Source organism: Streptomyces sp. 130 (assembly GCF_007096885.1).
Classification (GTDB): Bacteria; Actinomycetota; Actinomycetes; order Streptomycetales; family Streptomycetaceae; genus Streptomyces.
In genome coordinates this window covers 51,101-64,666 of the sequence record NZ_VJNO01000039.1, presented here as the reverse complement: position 1 = coordinate 64,666, position 13,566 = coordinate 51,101, and the positions used below count along the sequence as shown (strand labels likewise).

General features: G+C 72.3%; 11 protein-coding genes and 1 tRNA gene. 7 read left to right on the top strand and 5 right to left on the bottom strand.

Features of this window, described 5'->3' with window-relative positions; all coding sequences use genetic code 11:
- Window positions 1-189: 189 nt before the first annotated feature.
- On the bottom strand, window positions 190-912 hold the full coding sequence (locus FKN01_RS26615) for a GPP34 family phosphoprotein (protein ID WP_143624921.1): 723 nt from the start codon (window positions 910-912) through the stop codon (window positions 190-192).
- Between the two features lie 178 nt (window positions 913-1,090).
- Here FKN01_RS26615 and FKN01_RS26610 point away from each other — a divergent pair, with 178 nt between their 5' ends.
- From FKN01_RS26610 to FKN01_RS26600, 3 genes are all read left to right on the top strand, one after another.
- Window positions 1,091-3,781, top strand: a complete 2,691-nt coding sequence (locus FKN01_RS26610) for a serine hydrolase (protein WP_260697020.1) — start codon at window positions 1,091-1,093, stop codon at window positions 3,779-3,781.
- A gap of 386 nt (window positions 3,782-4,167) precedes the next feature.
- Window positions 4,168-5,994: an MFS transporter gene (locus tag FKN01_RS26605; RefSeq protein WP_143624919.1), complete on the top strand. Its 1,827-nt coding sequence runs from the start codon at window positions 4,168-4,170 to the stop codon at window positions 5,992-5,994.
- Window positions 5,991-6,590, top strand: a complete 600-nt coding sequence (locus FKN01_RS26600) for an ATP-binding protein (RefSeq protein WP_143624917.1) — start codon at window positions 5,991-5,993, stop codon at window positions 6,588-6,590. The genes FKN01_RS26605 and FKN01_RS26600 overlap by 4 nt, the downstream gene beginning before the upstream one ends.
- Window positions 6,591-6,603: 13 nt before the next feature.
- Here the strand turns inward: FKN01_RS26600 and FKN01_RS26595 are convergent, their stop codons facing one another.
- Together FKN01_RS26595 and FKN01_RS26590 are read right to left on the bottom strand one after the other, a co-directional pair.
- Complete coding sequence (locus FKN01_RS26595; protein ID WP_143624915.1) at window positions 6,604-7,482, bottom strand: GNAT family N-acetyltransferase; 879 nt, start codon at window positions 7,480-7,482, stop codon at window positions 6,604-6,606.
- A 49-nt stretch (window positions 7,483-7,531) separates the two neighbouring features.
- Window positions 7,532-9,631: a restriction endonuclease gene (locus FKN01_RS26590; protein WP_185992996.1), complete on the bottom strand. Its 2,100-nt coding sequence runs from the start codon at window positions 9,629-9,631 to the stop codon at window positions 7,532-7,534.
- 163 nt (window positions 9,632-9,794) lie between these two features.
- Between FKN01_RS26590 and FKN01_RS26585 the strand changes: the two genes are divergently transcribed.
- The 4 genes from FKN01_RS26585 (at window position 9,795) to FKN01_RS26570 (ending at window position 11,910) form a co-directional block, all read left to right on the top strand.
- Entirely contained in the window at window positions 9,795-10,181 is a 387-nt protein-coding gene (locus FKN01_RS26585; protein ID WP_260697019.1) for a GNAT family N-acetyltransferase, read from the top strand.
- A gap of 445 nt (window positions 10,182-10,626) precedes the next feature.
- The gene (locus FKN01_RS26580; RefSeq protein WP_143624913.1) at window positions 10,627-10,899 is read left to right on the top strand and encodes a hypothetical protein; all 273 of its coding nucleotides are present in this window, start codon (window positions 10,627-10,629) and stop codon (window positions 10,897-10,899) included.
- On the top strand, window positions 10,896-11,324 hold the full coding sequence (locus FKN01_RS26575) for a type II toxin-antitoxin system VapC family toxin (protein ID WP_143624911.1): 429 nt from the start codon (window positions 10,896-10,898) through the stop codon (window positions 11,322-11,324). Before FKN01_RS26580 ends, FKN01_RS26575 begins: the two co-directional genes overlap by 4 nt.
- A 43-nt stretch (window positions 11,325-11,367) precedes the next feature.
- Entirely contained in the window at window positions 11,368-11,910 is a 543-nt protein-coding gene (locus FKN01_RS26570) for a DUF4240 domain-containing protein (protein WP_143624909.1), read from the top strand.
- Window positions 11,911-12,009: 99 nt separating this feature from the next.
- Here the strand turns inward: FKN01_RS26570 and FKN01_RS26565 are convergent.
- Both FKN01_RS26565 and FKN01_RS26560 read right to left on the bottom strand, forming a co-directional pair.
- A tRNA-Arg gene (locus tag FKN01_RS26565) sits at window positions 12,010-12,082 on the bottom strand.
- Between the two features lie 134 nt (window positions 12,083-12,216).
- Window positions 12,217-13,497, bottom strand: coding sequence for a M6 family metalloprotease domain-containing protein (locus FKN01_RS26560; RefSeq protein WP_143624907.1), 1,281 nt, complete (start codon window positions 13,495-13,497; stop codon window positions 12,217-12,219).
- Window positions 13,498-13,566: the final 69 nt, after the last annotated feature.

Below are 13,566 nucleotides of genomic sequence, written 5' to 3'. Positions count from 1 at the left end.
CCCCCCCCCGGGGCGGGGCGGGCGGGGCACCGCCCCCCCCCGGGGGGGGGGGGGGCGGGGGTGGTCACTACGGCCCCGCGCCTGGTGCGGCTCCCGGACCGGGTCTGGAAGACAACGGTGCGGCGGTGTTCGGTTGTTGATGCAGTGGTACGGGTGGTGACTCGGGTGATCCGTGGTGCGGACGCGGTCCTAGTGGGCCGCGGTGTGCGCCATGCTGCCGCGCCGTGACGGCGACGGCACTTGCGGTCGCAACGGAACGCCGGCCGCCTGAGCGCGGCGCGGCTGTGCGACCGCCCCGTTCTGGACGTCCATCACGGCGTGCGCCACGAGGCCGCCCATCGGGTCGTGCCTGATCAGGTCCCGGAGCCGGGAGCGCGATGAACGCCCCTCGTTCCCGGGATACAGGTGCTTGCCGAGACCGACCGCGTGGGCCAGCGCGGCGAGCGCCGCGGTCCGCGGGTCCGGCGGTACGCCGGTGCGGATCGCACTGTCCAGCCTGGCTCTGATGTCCCGGCTGACCGCCGTGTCCGTCGCCTGGTAGCGAGTCGTCGGCAGCACTCCGCACATCTGGCCGGCGACGGCATGCACCATGCCGCACCGCTCCAGGTGAGCGAGGTAAATCTGGCGGAGCCCCAGCCGGGGTCCGCCGATCCAGTGGACCGCCCGTACCGGACTGCCGCGCCTGCGCAGCAGTTCCAGTGCGGAGTCCAGGGTCGGATCTCCTGTCGGCCGTGGCATCACCACGGCGATACGATCCCCGTCTGGGGCTATCCGTCCTGCCAGGGCCAGCTCCACTAGCTGGGCTCCGGCGAGGCCGAGGTCGAGCGACTGCGGCTGCGCTGTGGTACCCGTGGTCGGGTCCAGAGCGAGCAGCAGAAGCTCCTCCGGAATTGTTCTGCGGCTCCTGCCCATCCATGCCTCCCCGCGTGGATGAATGACAGGGTGACCCCTCTCACATCTGTCTGTCGAGGGTGCCTGGTGGCTTTGTACGGGAACCAGTAGGTATGTCGTTCTCGTCTAGCAGCCCGGCCAAGGGTTCACACGGGACACTGGTAGATGGTTCGGACAGCGCGGGGGTTCCCCGCGCCGCATGGAGGAGGCATCGGTGGCGGGCGAGTCCCCCGACAAGTCGGAGCAGCAGCAGTCGTCGGGAACGACTCGGGACGAGCGCGATCCGCGCCTCGGTGCCCTCCGCGACCCGGAACCGGGTTCCGGCTCGGCCGGTCCGGAGGAGCCGGCGCCCACCGACGCGTCCGGGGAGTCCGGGTCCGGCGACGCCGAGCGGAGCGCGGCGAGCGCCGCGGAGGACGCGGACACGACCGCCGAGGGCGCCGGGAGCGCCCTGAAGGCCGCTGAGGAGCCGGGAACGGCCCCGGACGCCCCCCAGGCGGCTCCGGACGCCCCCGAGACCGCTGAGGACGCGGAGGGCGGTGATCCGGCGGAGGGCGACGCGCGCCTCCGGGCGGCTGTGGCCGCCTGGGTCTCGACGGCCGACGACGAGAAGGACACCGGCGGGGCCGACGCCCCGGCGGCTCCCGCCGCCGACGAGAAGGAGACCAGCGGGGCCGATGCCCCGGTGGCTCCCGCCGCCGACGAGAAGGAGACGTCCGCCGCCGAGCCGCCCACCACCGCGAGCGCCCCGGGCGGGGTGGCGTCGGCCGACGCGGCTGCCCCGGGCGGGCAGGCGTCCGCCGCCGAGGCGTCCGCGCCGGTCGCTGGTGCGAGCGCCCCGGGCGGGAAGGCGCCCTCCGACTCGGCCGCCCCGGACGAGCAGGCGTCCGCCGCCGAGGCGTCCGCGCCGGGCACCGGCAAGAGTGCCCCGGGCGAGGGGGCGTCCGCCGACGCCGCCGCCCCGGGCGGGAAGGCGTCCGCTGCCGAGGCGTCTGCGCCGGGCACGGGCAAGAGCGTCCCGGGGGAGCAGGCGCCCGCTGCCGAGGCGTCCGCGCCGGGCACCGGCAAGAGTGCCCCGGACGAGGGGGCGTCCGCCGACGCCGCCGCTCCGGGCGGGAAGGCGCCCGCTGCCGAGGCGTCCGCGCCGGTCACCGGCAAGAGCGTCCCGGACGAGCAGGCGCCCGCCGCCGAGGCGTCCGCGCCGGTCGCCGGCAAGAGCGCCCCGGACGAGCAGGCGCCCGCCGCCAAGGCGCCCGCGCCGGTCACCGGCAAGAACGCCCCGGACGAGCAGACGCCCGCCGCCGAGGCGCCCGCGCCCGCGCCCGTCGATCAGCCCACTGCCGTTTTCAAGGCCCCCCGGCTGCCCGAGGTCGACCAGCCGACGACCGCGCTGAAGATCACCAGGTCGCCGTCGGGGCGGCCGGTCGCCGCCGAGACCGAGTCGCTCACGGAGCGCACCAGCCAGTTCGTACCGCTGCGCTCCGACGACGTACGCCCGGCGCAGACGCCCGCCCCGCGCAGGCCCGGGAGCCCCGCGCCGGGGTCCGGCGCCCCCGCCGCCCTCAGCGGTGCCGAGCGGACCCGGCAGCAGCCGATGCCGCCGAAGCCGCCGCTCGACCTGCTCGCGGAGCTGACGAACACCCCGCCGCCGCCGGAGACCCCGGTCCGCACGGCGGTGCGCCGGGTCAAGATCTGGACCCCGCTGGTGATCCTGCTGCTCATCGTGTTTGCGATCGTGCAGATGGTGCGCCCGCTGCCGGACCCGTCGCTGGTGATGACGGCGAAGGAGACGTACACCTTCGGGGGCGGCGAGCTGAAGCTCGACTGGCCGTCGCAGGGGCAGTCGGCGGTCACCGTGGACGGCGTCGGCTCGCTCGGTTCGGCCGGAGCGCAGAAGCCCGCACCGATCGCCAGCGTCGCCAAGATCATGACGGCTTACGTGATCCTCCAGGGCCACCCGCTCAAGGGCAAGGACGAGGGGGAGAAGATCACCGTGGACCAGCAGGCCGAGGACGAGTCCAAGGCCGAGGACGAGTCCACGGCGCCGATCAGCAAGGGGCAGCAGTTCACCGAGAAGCAGATGCTGCAACTGCTGATGATCCCGTCGGGCAACAACGCGGCCCGCCTGTTCGCGCGCTGGGACTCCTCCTCCGAGGCCGCCTTCGTCGAGAAGATGAACGACGAGGCGAAGAAGCTCGGCATGACCGACACCACGTACACGGACCCGAGCGGGCTGAAGAAGACGACCGTCTCCACCGCCGCCGACCAGCTCAAACTGGCGCAGGCCGTCATGAAGAACGAAGTGTTCCGCGAGATCGTCGACACTCCGCAGATCAAGATCGACGGCATCGACACGATGATCTACAACAACAACACCCTCCTGCTGCAGCCCGGTGTGAGCGGCATCAAGACCGGTTCGTCCACCCCGGCCGGCGGCAACCTGATCTGGTCGGCCAACACCGTGGTGGACGGCAAGAAGCTGTGGATCTACGGCGCGGTCATGGGACAGCAGGCGGGAACGGGCCAGCCGTACGACAGCCTCGTGAAGTCGCTGGACAACAGCCTCAAGCTGATCAAGGGCGCCCAGGACGCCGTGACCTCCGCCAAGGTGGTCCACAAGGGCGACGTCGTCGGATACGTGGACGACGGATTCGGCGGCCGTACGCCGCTGGTCGCGACCGCCGACCTGAAGGCGACGGGCTGGCCGGGTCTCAGGACGAAGCTCTCCGTCGAGGGGAACGGCAAGGAGATCACGCGCTCCATGAAGGCGGGCACCGAGGTCGGGGTGGTGACGGTGGGCACCGGCAGCGCGAAGGCCAGCGCGCCCGTCGCCCTTCAGCAGGACCTGGCCGACCCGAGCTTCGGGCAGAAGATGACGCGCATCGGCTGACCCGCCGGACGGGCCGCCCGGCCCCACCACCGTCCCCCCGCGCCGCGCGGCGCCGCGCCGCGCGGCCCGGGGGGACGGGCGCGTCGGCCGAGCCGACCAGCCGCAGTGACCCCGGCCACAGGTAGCCACCACCCCACGACCCGCCGCCACACGTACGTGCCGTGCTGCCACGCGTACACGCACACGCACATGCCGGGCCGCCACACGCGCATGCCGCCGGCCGCCCGCCGGACCCGGGCCGGGCGCCTTTCCGGACGGCGCGAGAGACCGGCGTGTTAGCGTCCCGGGGGCAACGCGCGGACCCCGGAGCGCGTCTTCGGCCCATGAGACCCGAGCAGCAGAGCCGGCCGAAACCACGCGTCCGGGAAGGGACGGGGAGAGACGCAGTGACCACTGCCGAGCCGACACGGGCGGACGCCGACGCCGCAGGCACGGACCCCGCGCGGGCCAAGCGCCGCGGCGACGGGGAGGGGGCTCCCCGGACGCCCGGCCGGTTCGACGGACTGAAGCAGCGCCTCCTGCGCCACCCGGTCCTGCTGACGACCGCGGTCGCCGCGGTCGCCCACATCATGTGGTTCCTGTTCTTCGCCAACAGCGGCGGCGACATCGCGGCCCAGGACGCGTGGGCCGAGTTCGTCGGCCGGCACCCGGGCACGGCGTACAACCTCGCCTGGTACGGGGGCATGCACCCCGTCTCGTACAGCGTCGTCTCGCCGTATCTGATGTCCCTGCTCGGCGTGCGTACGACGATGATGATCGCCGGCACGGTCTCGGCCGGGCTGACCTCGCTGATCCTCTACCGCGTCAAGGCGGTCCGCAATCCGCTGGCCTGCTCGATGGCGGGCGTCTTCGCTTATCTGTGCAACGCGCTGTCGGGCCGGGTGACCTTCGGGCTCGGCATGATGTTCGCGGTCGGCGCCGCCGCGGCGGTGTTCTGCTGGCCCTACCGGTGGCGTTACAAGCGGTGGGCGAAGGCGGCCGTCGCCGCGCCGCTCGCCGGTCTCGCGACGGCCGGCAGCCCGGTCGCGGGCCTCTTCCTCGGCGTCGTCGCGGCAGCGCTGTTCCTGAACAAGCGGCGCCCGGGCGCTTACGCGCTGGGCCTCGCCCCGGTCGCCGTCGTCGCGCTGTCCGCCTGGCTGTTCCCGTTCTCCGGCACCCAGCCGATGTCGGTCGCCACCCTGTCCGGGCCGTTCATCTTCGCGTGGCTCGTCTTCTTCCTCGTCCCGCGCGACTGGAAGACGGTCCGCACGGCGTCGGCGGTCTACGGGGTCGGCACGCTGCTCACGTACATCATCGACTCGCAGATCGGCTCCAACGTCTCGCGGATGGCGATGCTGTACGCGGGCGTCGTGCTGCTGGCCGCGCTGCCGTTCACCGTGCCCCGCTCGCGGCGGTGGTACGCGCTGGTCATCGCGTTCGTCTCGCTGAACGTGTGGATCGGCTTCAAGGGCATCGACGACATCGTCCGGACCGCCCCCACCGCCTCCTGGACCCGCTCGCTGGCCCCCCTGATCAACCAGCTCCAGAAGGTCGGCGCCGAACGCGGCCGGGTCGAGGTCGTCCCGCCGAGCAGCCACCGCGAGGCGTCCGCGCTGCCGCGCTCCGTCAACCTGGCCCGGGGCTGGAACCGCCAGGCCGACATGAAGCGGAACCCGCTCTTCTACGACGACACCCTGGACGCCGTCAACTACCGCCAGTGGCTCGACCGCTGGGCGGTGCACTACGTGGTGCTGCCGCAGGGCGACCCCGACTACAGCGGCGCCCGCAAGGAGGCCGAACTCGTCGGCAAGGGCCTCTCCTACCTGAAGCTGATCTGGTCCAACAAGGACTGGCGGCTCTTCGAGGTGGACAGCCCGGTCCCGTTGGCCGACCCCCCGGCCACGGTGGAGCGCGCGGGCGAGGGCGAGCTGACGATCCACGTCAAGAAGGCCGGCCGGGTCCTGATCCGCGTCCCCTACTCGCGCTGGCTCGCCGTCCTCGACGAGGACGGCAACGGTGTGGAACGCCCCCGGGAGACCGAGGAGTCCAAGCACCGCGAGGACCAGGACACCCCGAGGACCTTCGTCAACGAGAACGGCTGCCTGATCAAGGTGGACGAGGACGAGCAGGGCGACGAGTGGACGGAACTCCTGGCCCCCCGCCCCGGCACGTACCGCCTGGGCGCCCCCTACCAGCTCCCGCCGGGCACCCCCTGCCCGGACGAGCTGCGATGACGGACGCCGTACGCGCCACCTGGCGCAACACGACGCACGACTGGGCCGCCGAGGTGGACCACGCCCACCTGGACGCGGTCCGCCGGGCCCCACAGACGTACGCCCCCGGCGGGGTACGCCACCTGATTCTGGAAGTCCTCGCCTACGCGGCGGACGAGGCGGAGGCCACCGGGACCGGCCGCGCCCTCGTCACACCGCACCCGGACGGCTCGGTCTCCGTCACCGACGACGGCCGGGGCACCGACACCCGCCTCGACGCGGCGGGCCGCCCGGTGAAGAAGCCCGTCATGGCCACCAAGGACCTCCGCTTCTTCGACGCGCCCGACGCCCCGCTCCTGCCCGACGGCCACCCGCGCCGGGGCATGTCCGTCGTCGCCGCGCTCAGCGACTGGCTGATCCACACCAACCGCCGCGCCAACGGCTCCTGGACCCAGCGCTACGAGCACGGCGTCCCCGTGACGGACCTGGTCCCGCTCCCGGACGACGGCACCACGGGCACCCGGGTCCACTTCCGCCCGGCCGCCGGCCTGACCGCGGCCACCGGGACCGGGCTGACCGACTGGCCGGACCACCTCACCGTCGAGGTGCGGCGCTGACGGGCGCGTCCGGTCAGCGGGGCACCGCCACCGCTCCCGCCAGGTCGTACACCGCGAAGTCCGTCACGGGACGGTAGCCGACGCGCTGATACAGGCCGTTGCTCGTGGGGTTGGCGAGGTCCGCGAAGAGCAGCACCTCGTCCGCGCCCTCGGCGAGCGCGGCGAGGCAGGCCTCGACGGTCGCGGCGCCCGCGTAGCCGCGTCCGCGCAGCCCGGCCGGGGTGTAGACGGCGGTGAGCCGGATCTGTCCGGCGACCAGGGCCGTGAGCCCCGCCATGGCGACGGGCGCCCCGTCGGGGGTTTCCCAGAGGGTGATCCGCCGGTCCGCGATGTGCCGGCCGGCCCAGGTGCCGGGGTCCTGGGCGCCGCTCCCGCCGATGTCCCGCACGAATTCCGCGTACCACCGCGCCAGCAGCTCCCGGTCCCGCTCGTCCGCGACCCGGCTCCGCCCCTCCGGCGCCGGCTCGGGCCGCCGCAGCTCCCCGAGCCGGTAGAGCCGCAGGCGCTCGTCCAACCGGGGCTCACCCCCCGTACGCGCCCGCCACGCCTCGGCGAACGCGGCGGCGGTCGCCCCGTCCGCGTTGACACCGGGGACGGGGTCGCCCACGGCCTCCAGATGCGCGGCCAGCGAACCTGCCTCCTCGGGCGCGAGGGGCGTGACGATCAGCCGGTGGGGCGGCGTCCGGAAGTACGCGGCGCGCACCTCCCCGCCCCGCTCCAGCACCCCGAAGACGGGCGCCTCGTCCCCGTACGCCCGGGCCCCCCGCACCCGCAGCGCTTCGCACACGGTCAGGGTGACGGTGTGCAGCGCGGGCCGCGACCGCAGGAAGTCCCCGGCACGGGCGAGGAAGGAATGAACGTCGGGAACACACAGCCAAGTTGAGGAGTCCATGGCACATCCTCCCGTGACGGGAGCGGAAGCGCCCGCGAATTTCGGCTGCCTACTCGACGTCGATCCCGTACTCCGTGACCAACTCCTCAAGCCCGCCCCGATACCCCTTGCCACCGGTGACGAACTCCCAGTCGCCGTTGGCCCGCCGGCGGAACGAACCCAGGACGAGCGCGGTCTCGCCGGGCCGGCCGTCCGAGACGTCCAGCTGGTCGAGCGGGGTGCGCTCGGCGTCCAGCAGCCGGATTCCGGCGTCGGTGAAGCCGGACAGGTCGGCTTCGGGGTTGGCGACGGGATCGATCGCGGCGATGATCACCAGCCGGTCCGCACGCGCCGGAAGCGCGTCGAAGGCGACCTGGATCGCGGCCTTGTCGGGTGTGACGGGGATCAGCGCGCGGACCGAACCGTCCGGGGTGCGCGGGTTGTTGAAGAACACGAAGTGGTCGTCGTCCAGCACGCGGCTGCCCTGGCAGACGAGCGCGCAGACGTCCAGGGCGACCGAACCCGACCAGTACATGCCCAGCACGTTGTGCTCGCCGTCGCGGCTCTCGCCGTCGCGGCTCTCGGTGTCCGGTGCGGTCCGCTGGGCCGGCACCGGCCGCTCCCCGCCGCCGCCCAGCCGCCCGCGCAGCCCGTGCCGGTGCAGCAGATCGACCAGCTCGGAGCCCGGGACCAGCTCCAGCGGCTTGCCGTTGGCGAAGGTGTGCGAACCGGGGCCGAACTTGGAGGTGGTGACCAGCACACCCTTGTTGGCGCCGGTGTCCTGGACCGTCCCGTACAGATCGCGGACGGCCGTGGGCGGCACGGTGTTGCGGTACCGCTTCACCTGGACGACGATCTTGCCGCCGCGGATCGGCGCCGGGTCGAGCGCGTCGACGTCGACGCCCCCGTCGTTGGAGCGCTGCGTGGTGACGGCCTGCATGCCCATCGCCCGGAAGAGCTCGGCGACCAGCGCCTCGAAGGCGAGCGGGTCCATCTCGTACAGGTCGGGCTCCTCGTCGCCCCCATGGGTCACGACCCCGTTCCCGACGTCCTCGGGGAGCCGGCCGGGCCGCACCGCGGCGTACTGGTCGGGACGCGTGGACAGCTGCCCGCGCAACCCGTCCACCAGGCAGTTCACCGCGTTCACCTGCTCCAGGTGCAGCCCGGCGAAGTCCGCCCGCGTCGCCATGACCGTGCCGAGGAACATGGGCGCCCGCCGCCCGGTCACCGGGTCGTGGTCGTCCACGAAGCCGTTCAGCGCGACCGACTCCAGGGCGCCGAACTCGTCGGCCGCGAAGAGATCGCGCAGCACGAGCAGCAGACACTGGGCGAGCACGTCCCGGTACAGCGCCCGGCGCTGCGTGACCGGCCGGGGCGACTCCTTCTCCTCGTCCGCGTTGATCATGTACCGCACGGACTTCGCCTCGGGGACGACGTCGTAGCGGGGCAGCTCCCAGTTCAGCACCAGCTGCCGCGCGCCCGAGTCGTACGCCGCCGCGACCTGCCGGGGCAGCTCGTCGGGCCAGCCGGTGGAGGCGTAGAGCGCGGCGGAGAAGTACTCCACGGCCGCCTCGGCGTCCCCGGCGCGCAGCCCGGCGGTCATCTCCGCGATCCCGGCGTTGTGCTGCCTGATCTCCGCCAGCCGCGCGTCCGCCCACTGCTGGTACTGCCGCTGGTACGTGGCGAACTGCGCCTGCCGCTGCGCCTCCGCCGCCTGCGCCGCCTGCCAGTCGCGGTCGAACCTGGCCCGCGCCTCGGCCTGCGCCTGGGCCCGCCGCCCGGCGGTCCACCCGCCGCCCTGCGGCTCGTACCGGGCGGGGTCGGGCATGGGCACGGGCTGCGCCAGCGGCCCCGGCGCGAACGGCTCGACCTGCTCCGCCCGGGTCAGCGCCGACGCCCGGAACGCCGGCGCCCGGCACCCGGCCGCCAGCAGCCCCTGCAACGCCTCGACCCGGGCATCGAGCTCCCGCGTACGCCGCCGCGCCTCGGCCTCACGCTGCTCCCGGTAGGCGGCCCGCTGCTCCCGCTGGCTCCGGGCGACCTCGCGCTGATACGCCCGCTGCGCCCGCTCCTGATCCCGCTGATACCGGGCCTGCGCCTCCTGCCGGCGCTGCTGCTGCCGCTGCGCCTCGGCCCATACGGCGACCAACCCATTGGAGCGACGACTCATCCCGCCCAGGCCCTCCCCACAGCAGTGATGGCGCAACTCTAATCCGCGAACGGAGCCGGGTCCCGCGAAGGTGAAGGATTTGGGAGGAAGTTGAGGAACCCGAAAACACGAGGCCGCTCCCACCCCCCCCCGTCCCCTGGCCCCGGGACCGGAGGATGCCGCAATGATCACCCGTATCTCCCACGATGACCTGCCACTCCTGGACCGGGCCGCCCGCTTGTTCGGAGGAGTGCCCGCTGACGTCGCCTTCCTCGGGCCGCAAAACGCCATGGCTTTCGTGGCGAGCAAGGGTGACGAGATCCTGGGATGGTGCTGGGGCTATCACCTGGTGCGGCCCGATGCGTCCGGAATGCTCTATGTGCATGGGCTCGACGTGGCAGAGGGCCACCGCCGGAGAGGGATTGGCCGGAGTCTCCTGAAAGCGTTCATGGCGGCAGGCAAGGAGGCCGGAGCCGCCAAAATGTTCGTGTTCACGAGCGAAGCGAATACGGCCGCTCGATCCCTCTACGAGCCCATGGGAGGCGGCCCCCGGCCCAGGGGCCGTCGGTGAACTACTGGTTCCTGCTCGACACCTGAGTAACCCCACAGGCAGGCGGAGCCACGGGACGGAACTCCCCCGTCGCTCCCGGACCGATCAGTTCAAAGGGGCCCGCCTCCGGACTTTCGGGGCGGGCCCCTACGCTGTGCCCCGGGCAGGATTCGAACCTGCGACACCCGCTTTAGGAGTTTTCCCTGGGCGGGGCTGTGAGCTGGGAAACGGTTGCGGGGTGAGGTTGACCTGCGGAAACATGCTTCGCTGGTTCTCGGGAGTTCGCGGCGTTTCTCGCCCTCATGTGTGCTGTATGTGTGCCGCGGGCGTCCCTGAGCAGCGGCGGGCGGCGGCTTGGTTCGGTTCGTTCGGGGGAGTGGCTGCTGGAAGGGCTGAACGAATCTCGGGACGCCGTTAACCTGGGACGAGCAGAAGCACGCGGCCCGATTCAGCGGAGGGGATGCCGATGACCACCGCCCCGAGCGATGTTCCTCACCCGCCGCACTCGTCGGCGCACCCGTTGCGGACCATCCGTGACATCAGGGAGTCCCTGCCCGAGGACCAGCGCAGGCACTTCGACGCGGAATTGGCCGACACGGAGATCGAGGCACTGCCCGATATGCTGAACCGCTGGGTGGCCCTGAGCAACGACGGCTTCGAGGAGTTCCTGCTGTCCCGGCCCTTCGAGGGTATGGAGTTCGGCGCCCGTTCCTACGACGAGCAGATGAACGCCGAGTGATCTACTTGCTCGACACGAACGTCGTCGCCGAAATCACGACGCGATCCAAGCCCGACCAGCGTGTCCTGGCCTGGTTCCGGTCCACGGCCCGACCCAACCGCTTCCTCAGCGTGATCACCGTGGCCGAGATCGAGGCCGGGGTGGACGCCACCGTCGACCCCGTTCGCAAGGCCGACTACGCCCAGGCACTGGCCGCCGTACGGCGTGAATACGCCGGTCGCATCGCACCGATCGGGGAGCGGGAGGCGGCGGCCTATCTGACCATCCACAAGACGCTGAAGGCAGCCGGTGCCGGCATCGACCCGCCGGACGCCCTGATCGCCGCCACCGCTCTGGCCAACGGCTGGACGGTGGCCACCCGCAACATCAAGCACCTGGCCCGGACCGGCGCTATGGTGATCAACCCTTGGGAACAGCAGGTCTGATTTAGGGGTGCCCTGTCGGACCCTTGTGGCACGCTCCGCGTCCATGGATGTCAACAAGTTCTGGGACCTTGTCGAGGAAGCCCGCCACGCAGCCGGTTCCCCCTCCGGAGCCGAGGAGACCGCCGCCCGGGCGACGGCGTTGCTGGCTGCTCGGGAGCCGCAGGAGATCATCGACGCACAGCAGATCCTCTGGGACCTCATGGCCACCTCCTACCGGGCGCCCCTGTGGGCAGCGGCCTATCTCGTCAACGGAGGCTGCTCCGACGACGGGTTCGACTACTTCCGTGGCTGGCTCATAGCCCAGGGTCGTACCCTCTTCGAGGACGTCGTCGCTGACGCGGATAAGTTGGCGGATCTTGAGGTCGTCCGTGAGGCGGTCGCCGACGGTATGGGGTTGGAGTGCGAGGGCACCCTCGGTATCGCGAGGAATGCCCACCGGGAGGCCACCGGCGAGGAATTGCCCGACGGCACCGTCACCATCCGCTACCCGGCCCTTGACCCCGACTGGAACTTCGACTTCGACGACACCGACCGCATAGCGACCCGACTACCCCGGGTGGCGGCCCTCTGCTGCCACGACTCCTGAATCTCTTGCTGAGACGTGACGTGTGCTGGATCCGTGCCGGAACGGCGGAGGCCCTTCCGTTTGTATCGCTGGAAGGGCCTCTGACCTGGTGTTCTGCTGTGCCCCCGGCAGGATTCGAACCTGCGACACCCGCTTTAGGAGAGCGGTGCTCTATCCCCTGAGCTACGAAGGCCGGGCTCCGCCGTGGAGCGGGGCCCCGGTCGGTCGTCCCGCTTGGCGCCCAAGGGGCGCGCGTGCGAGGTCGACTGACCGCTGACAGCGTAGCGGATCGAGGTCGGGGCGGGCGCGCCCGTCGGGGGTTGGTGCTCAGGGCCGGGTCACCTGTACCCGGTAGTCCCCCTTGTCGTCCTTCTCCAGCACCGAGATCCGTATGCCGTTCGCCCGGTCCGTGAAGGTGTCGCCCGGCTGGAACGCGGCGTCCGAGAGCTCGGCGTGGACGTTGGGGAGGCGGGTGCAGCCGGGGCTGTGCTTGGTGCTGTCGGCCACCGAGACCGGGCCCTGGCCGGTGTCCACGTCGGAGCTGACCTTGTAGATGAGGACGCCCGGGCGGCAGACCGCCTGGTCGTTGCCCGCCTGGGTGCGGACCTCCACCGCGTAGCCGGACTCCGCGGTCAGCGGTACGACGGCCAGCTTCAGGCCGCCCCGGGTGGCGAGGGGGCGCAGGACGTGGTCCGTGGTGCCGGGGCGGGCGGCGCAGCTCACCTGGTCGTTGTCCAGCCAGCCGAGCTTCCACTTGTGCCAGCCGAGCAGGTCGTTGTTGGCGCCCCAGTCCTCGGACATGATGTCCCAGTGCCCGACGGAGCCGCCGCCCTCCATCGTGTAGAGGTCGGGCAGCCCGAAGACGTGGCCGTTCTCGTGGGGGAGCACCCGGTAGCCGGTCTGGGCGTACGAGCCGGAGCCGTCGTCCTGGCGGCTGTAGACGAACGAGGTGTTGGACAGCGGCACCCCGTCCGCGACCGGGGCCTCGTCGTTCCCCGAGAAGGTCACCGAGAGCACGGTGTCCAGGGCGGAGGGCCCGGCGTTCGGGGTGACCAGGATGTTGACCAGGTCGTACTCGTCGAAGTCCACCTTCGGGTCCGCGGCCGCCACGATGTCCTGGACCAGGTGGCGGTAGCCCGGCTCGTACGGGGAGCCCCGCTCGATCCCGTACTCCTCGAAGGGCAGCGGCATCCGCAGCCACGAGCGGATCGGCGCCTCGGGTATGTAGGTGAGGCGGCCGTAGGAGCTCGTCCGGAACCACTCCGTGGTCTGCGGGAAGAATTCGGCCAGCCGGTCCGTGGCCGGCCCGGTGCCCTCCGCGTCCGGGAAGTCGATCATCAGGTTCAGTGCGCGGACCCGGCCGGTGGAGCGGGCGTAGCCGGGCTGCGTCGGCATGCCCTCCGACATCTGCACGCCCATGGCCGACGCGATCCGGCAGGGACCGAGGCCCGTGGCCAGGGGGGCCGTCGGGGCGGGGCCGGCCGACGCGGGGCTCTGGAGGGGCAGCGTGCTGCTCGCAGTCGCCAGGGCCGCGATGACCAGGGCCGTTGCAGCGCCGAGAGCGACCGGGCGGCGGTGCTTGCGTATCCGGTGGCGGGGCTGCTGCATCGAGGCGCCTTCCGGTCCGCGGCAGCCGGCCGACCCCGGCTGCGCTCTGCCGCCAGCCTCTGCCGGGTG

Excerpts from the sequence above, each read along its gene's own strand:
- FKN01_RS26615 (WP_143624921.1), bottom strand. The coding sequence starts at position 912 with ATGGGCAGGAGCCGCAGAACAATTCCGGAGGAGCTTCTGCTGCTCGCT.
- FKN01_RS26610 (WP_260697020.1), top strand. The coding sequence starts at position 1,091 with ATGGAGGAGGCATCGGTGGCGGGCGAGTCCCCCGACAAGTCGGAGCAG.
- FKN01_RS26600 (WP_143624917.1), top strand. The coding sequence starts at position 5,991 with ATGACGGACGCCGTACGCGCCACCTGGCGCAACACGACGCACGACTGG.
- FKN01_RS26595 (WP_143624915.1), bottom strand. The coding sequence starts at position 7,482 with ATGGACTCCTCAACTTGGCTGTGTGTTCCCGACGTTCATTCCTTCCTC.
- FKN01_RS26590 (WP_185992996.1), bottom strand. The coding sequence starts at position 9,631 with ATGAGTCGTCGCTCCAATGGGTTGGTCGCCGTATGGGCCGAGGCGCAG.
- FKN01_RS26585 (WP_260697019.1), top strand. The coding sequence starts at position 9,795 with ATGATCACCCGTATCTCCCACGATGACCTGCCACTCCTGGACCGGGCC.
- FKN01_RS26580 (WP_143624913.1), top strand. The coding sequence starts at position 10,627 with ATGACCACCGCCCCGAGCGATGTTCCTCACCCGCCGCACTCGTCGGCG.
- FKN01_RS26570 (WP_143624909.1), top strand. The coding sequence starts at position 11,368 with ATGGATGTCAACAAGTTCTGGGACCTTGTCGAGGAAGCCCGCCACGCA.
- FKN01_RS26560 (WP_143624907.1), bottom strand. The coding sequence starts at position 13,497 with ATGCAGCAGCCCCGCCACCGGATACGCAAGCACCGCCGCCCGGTCGCT.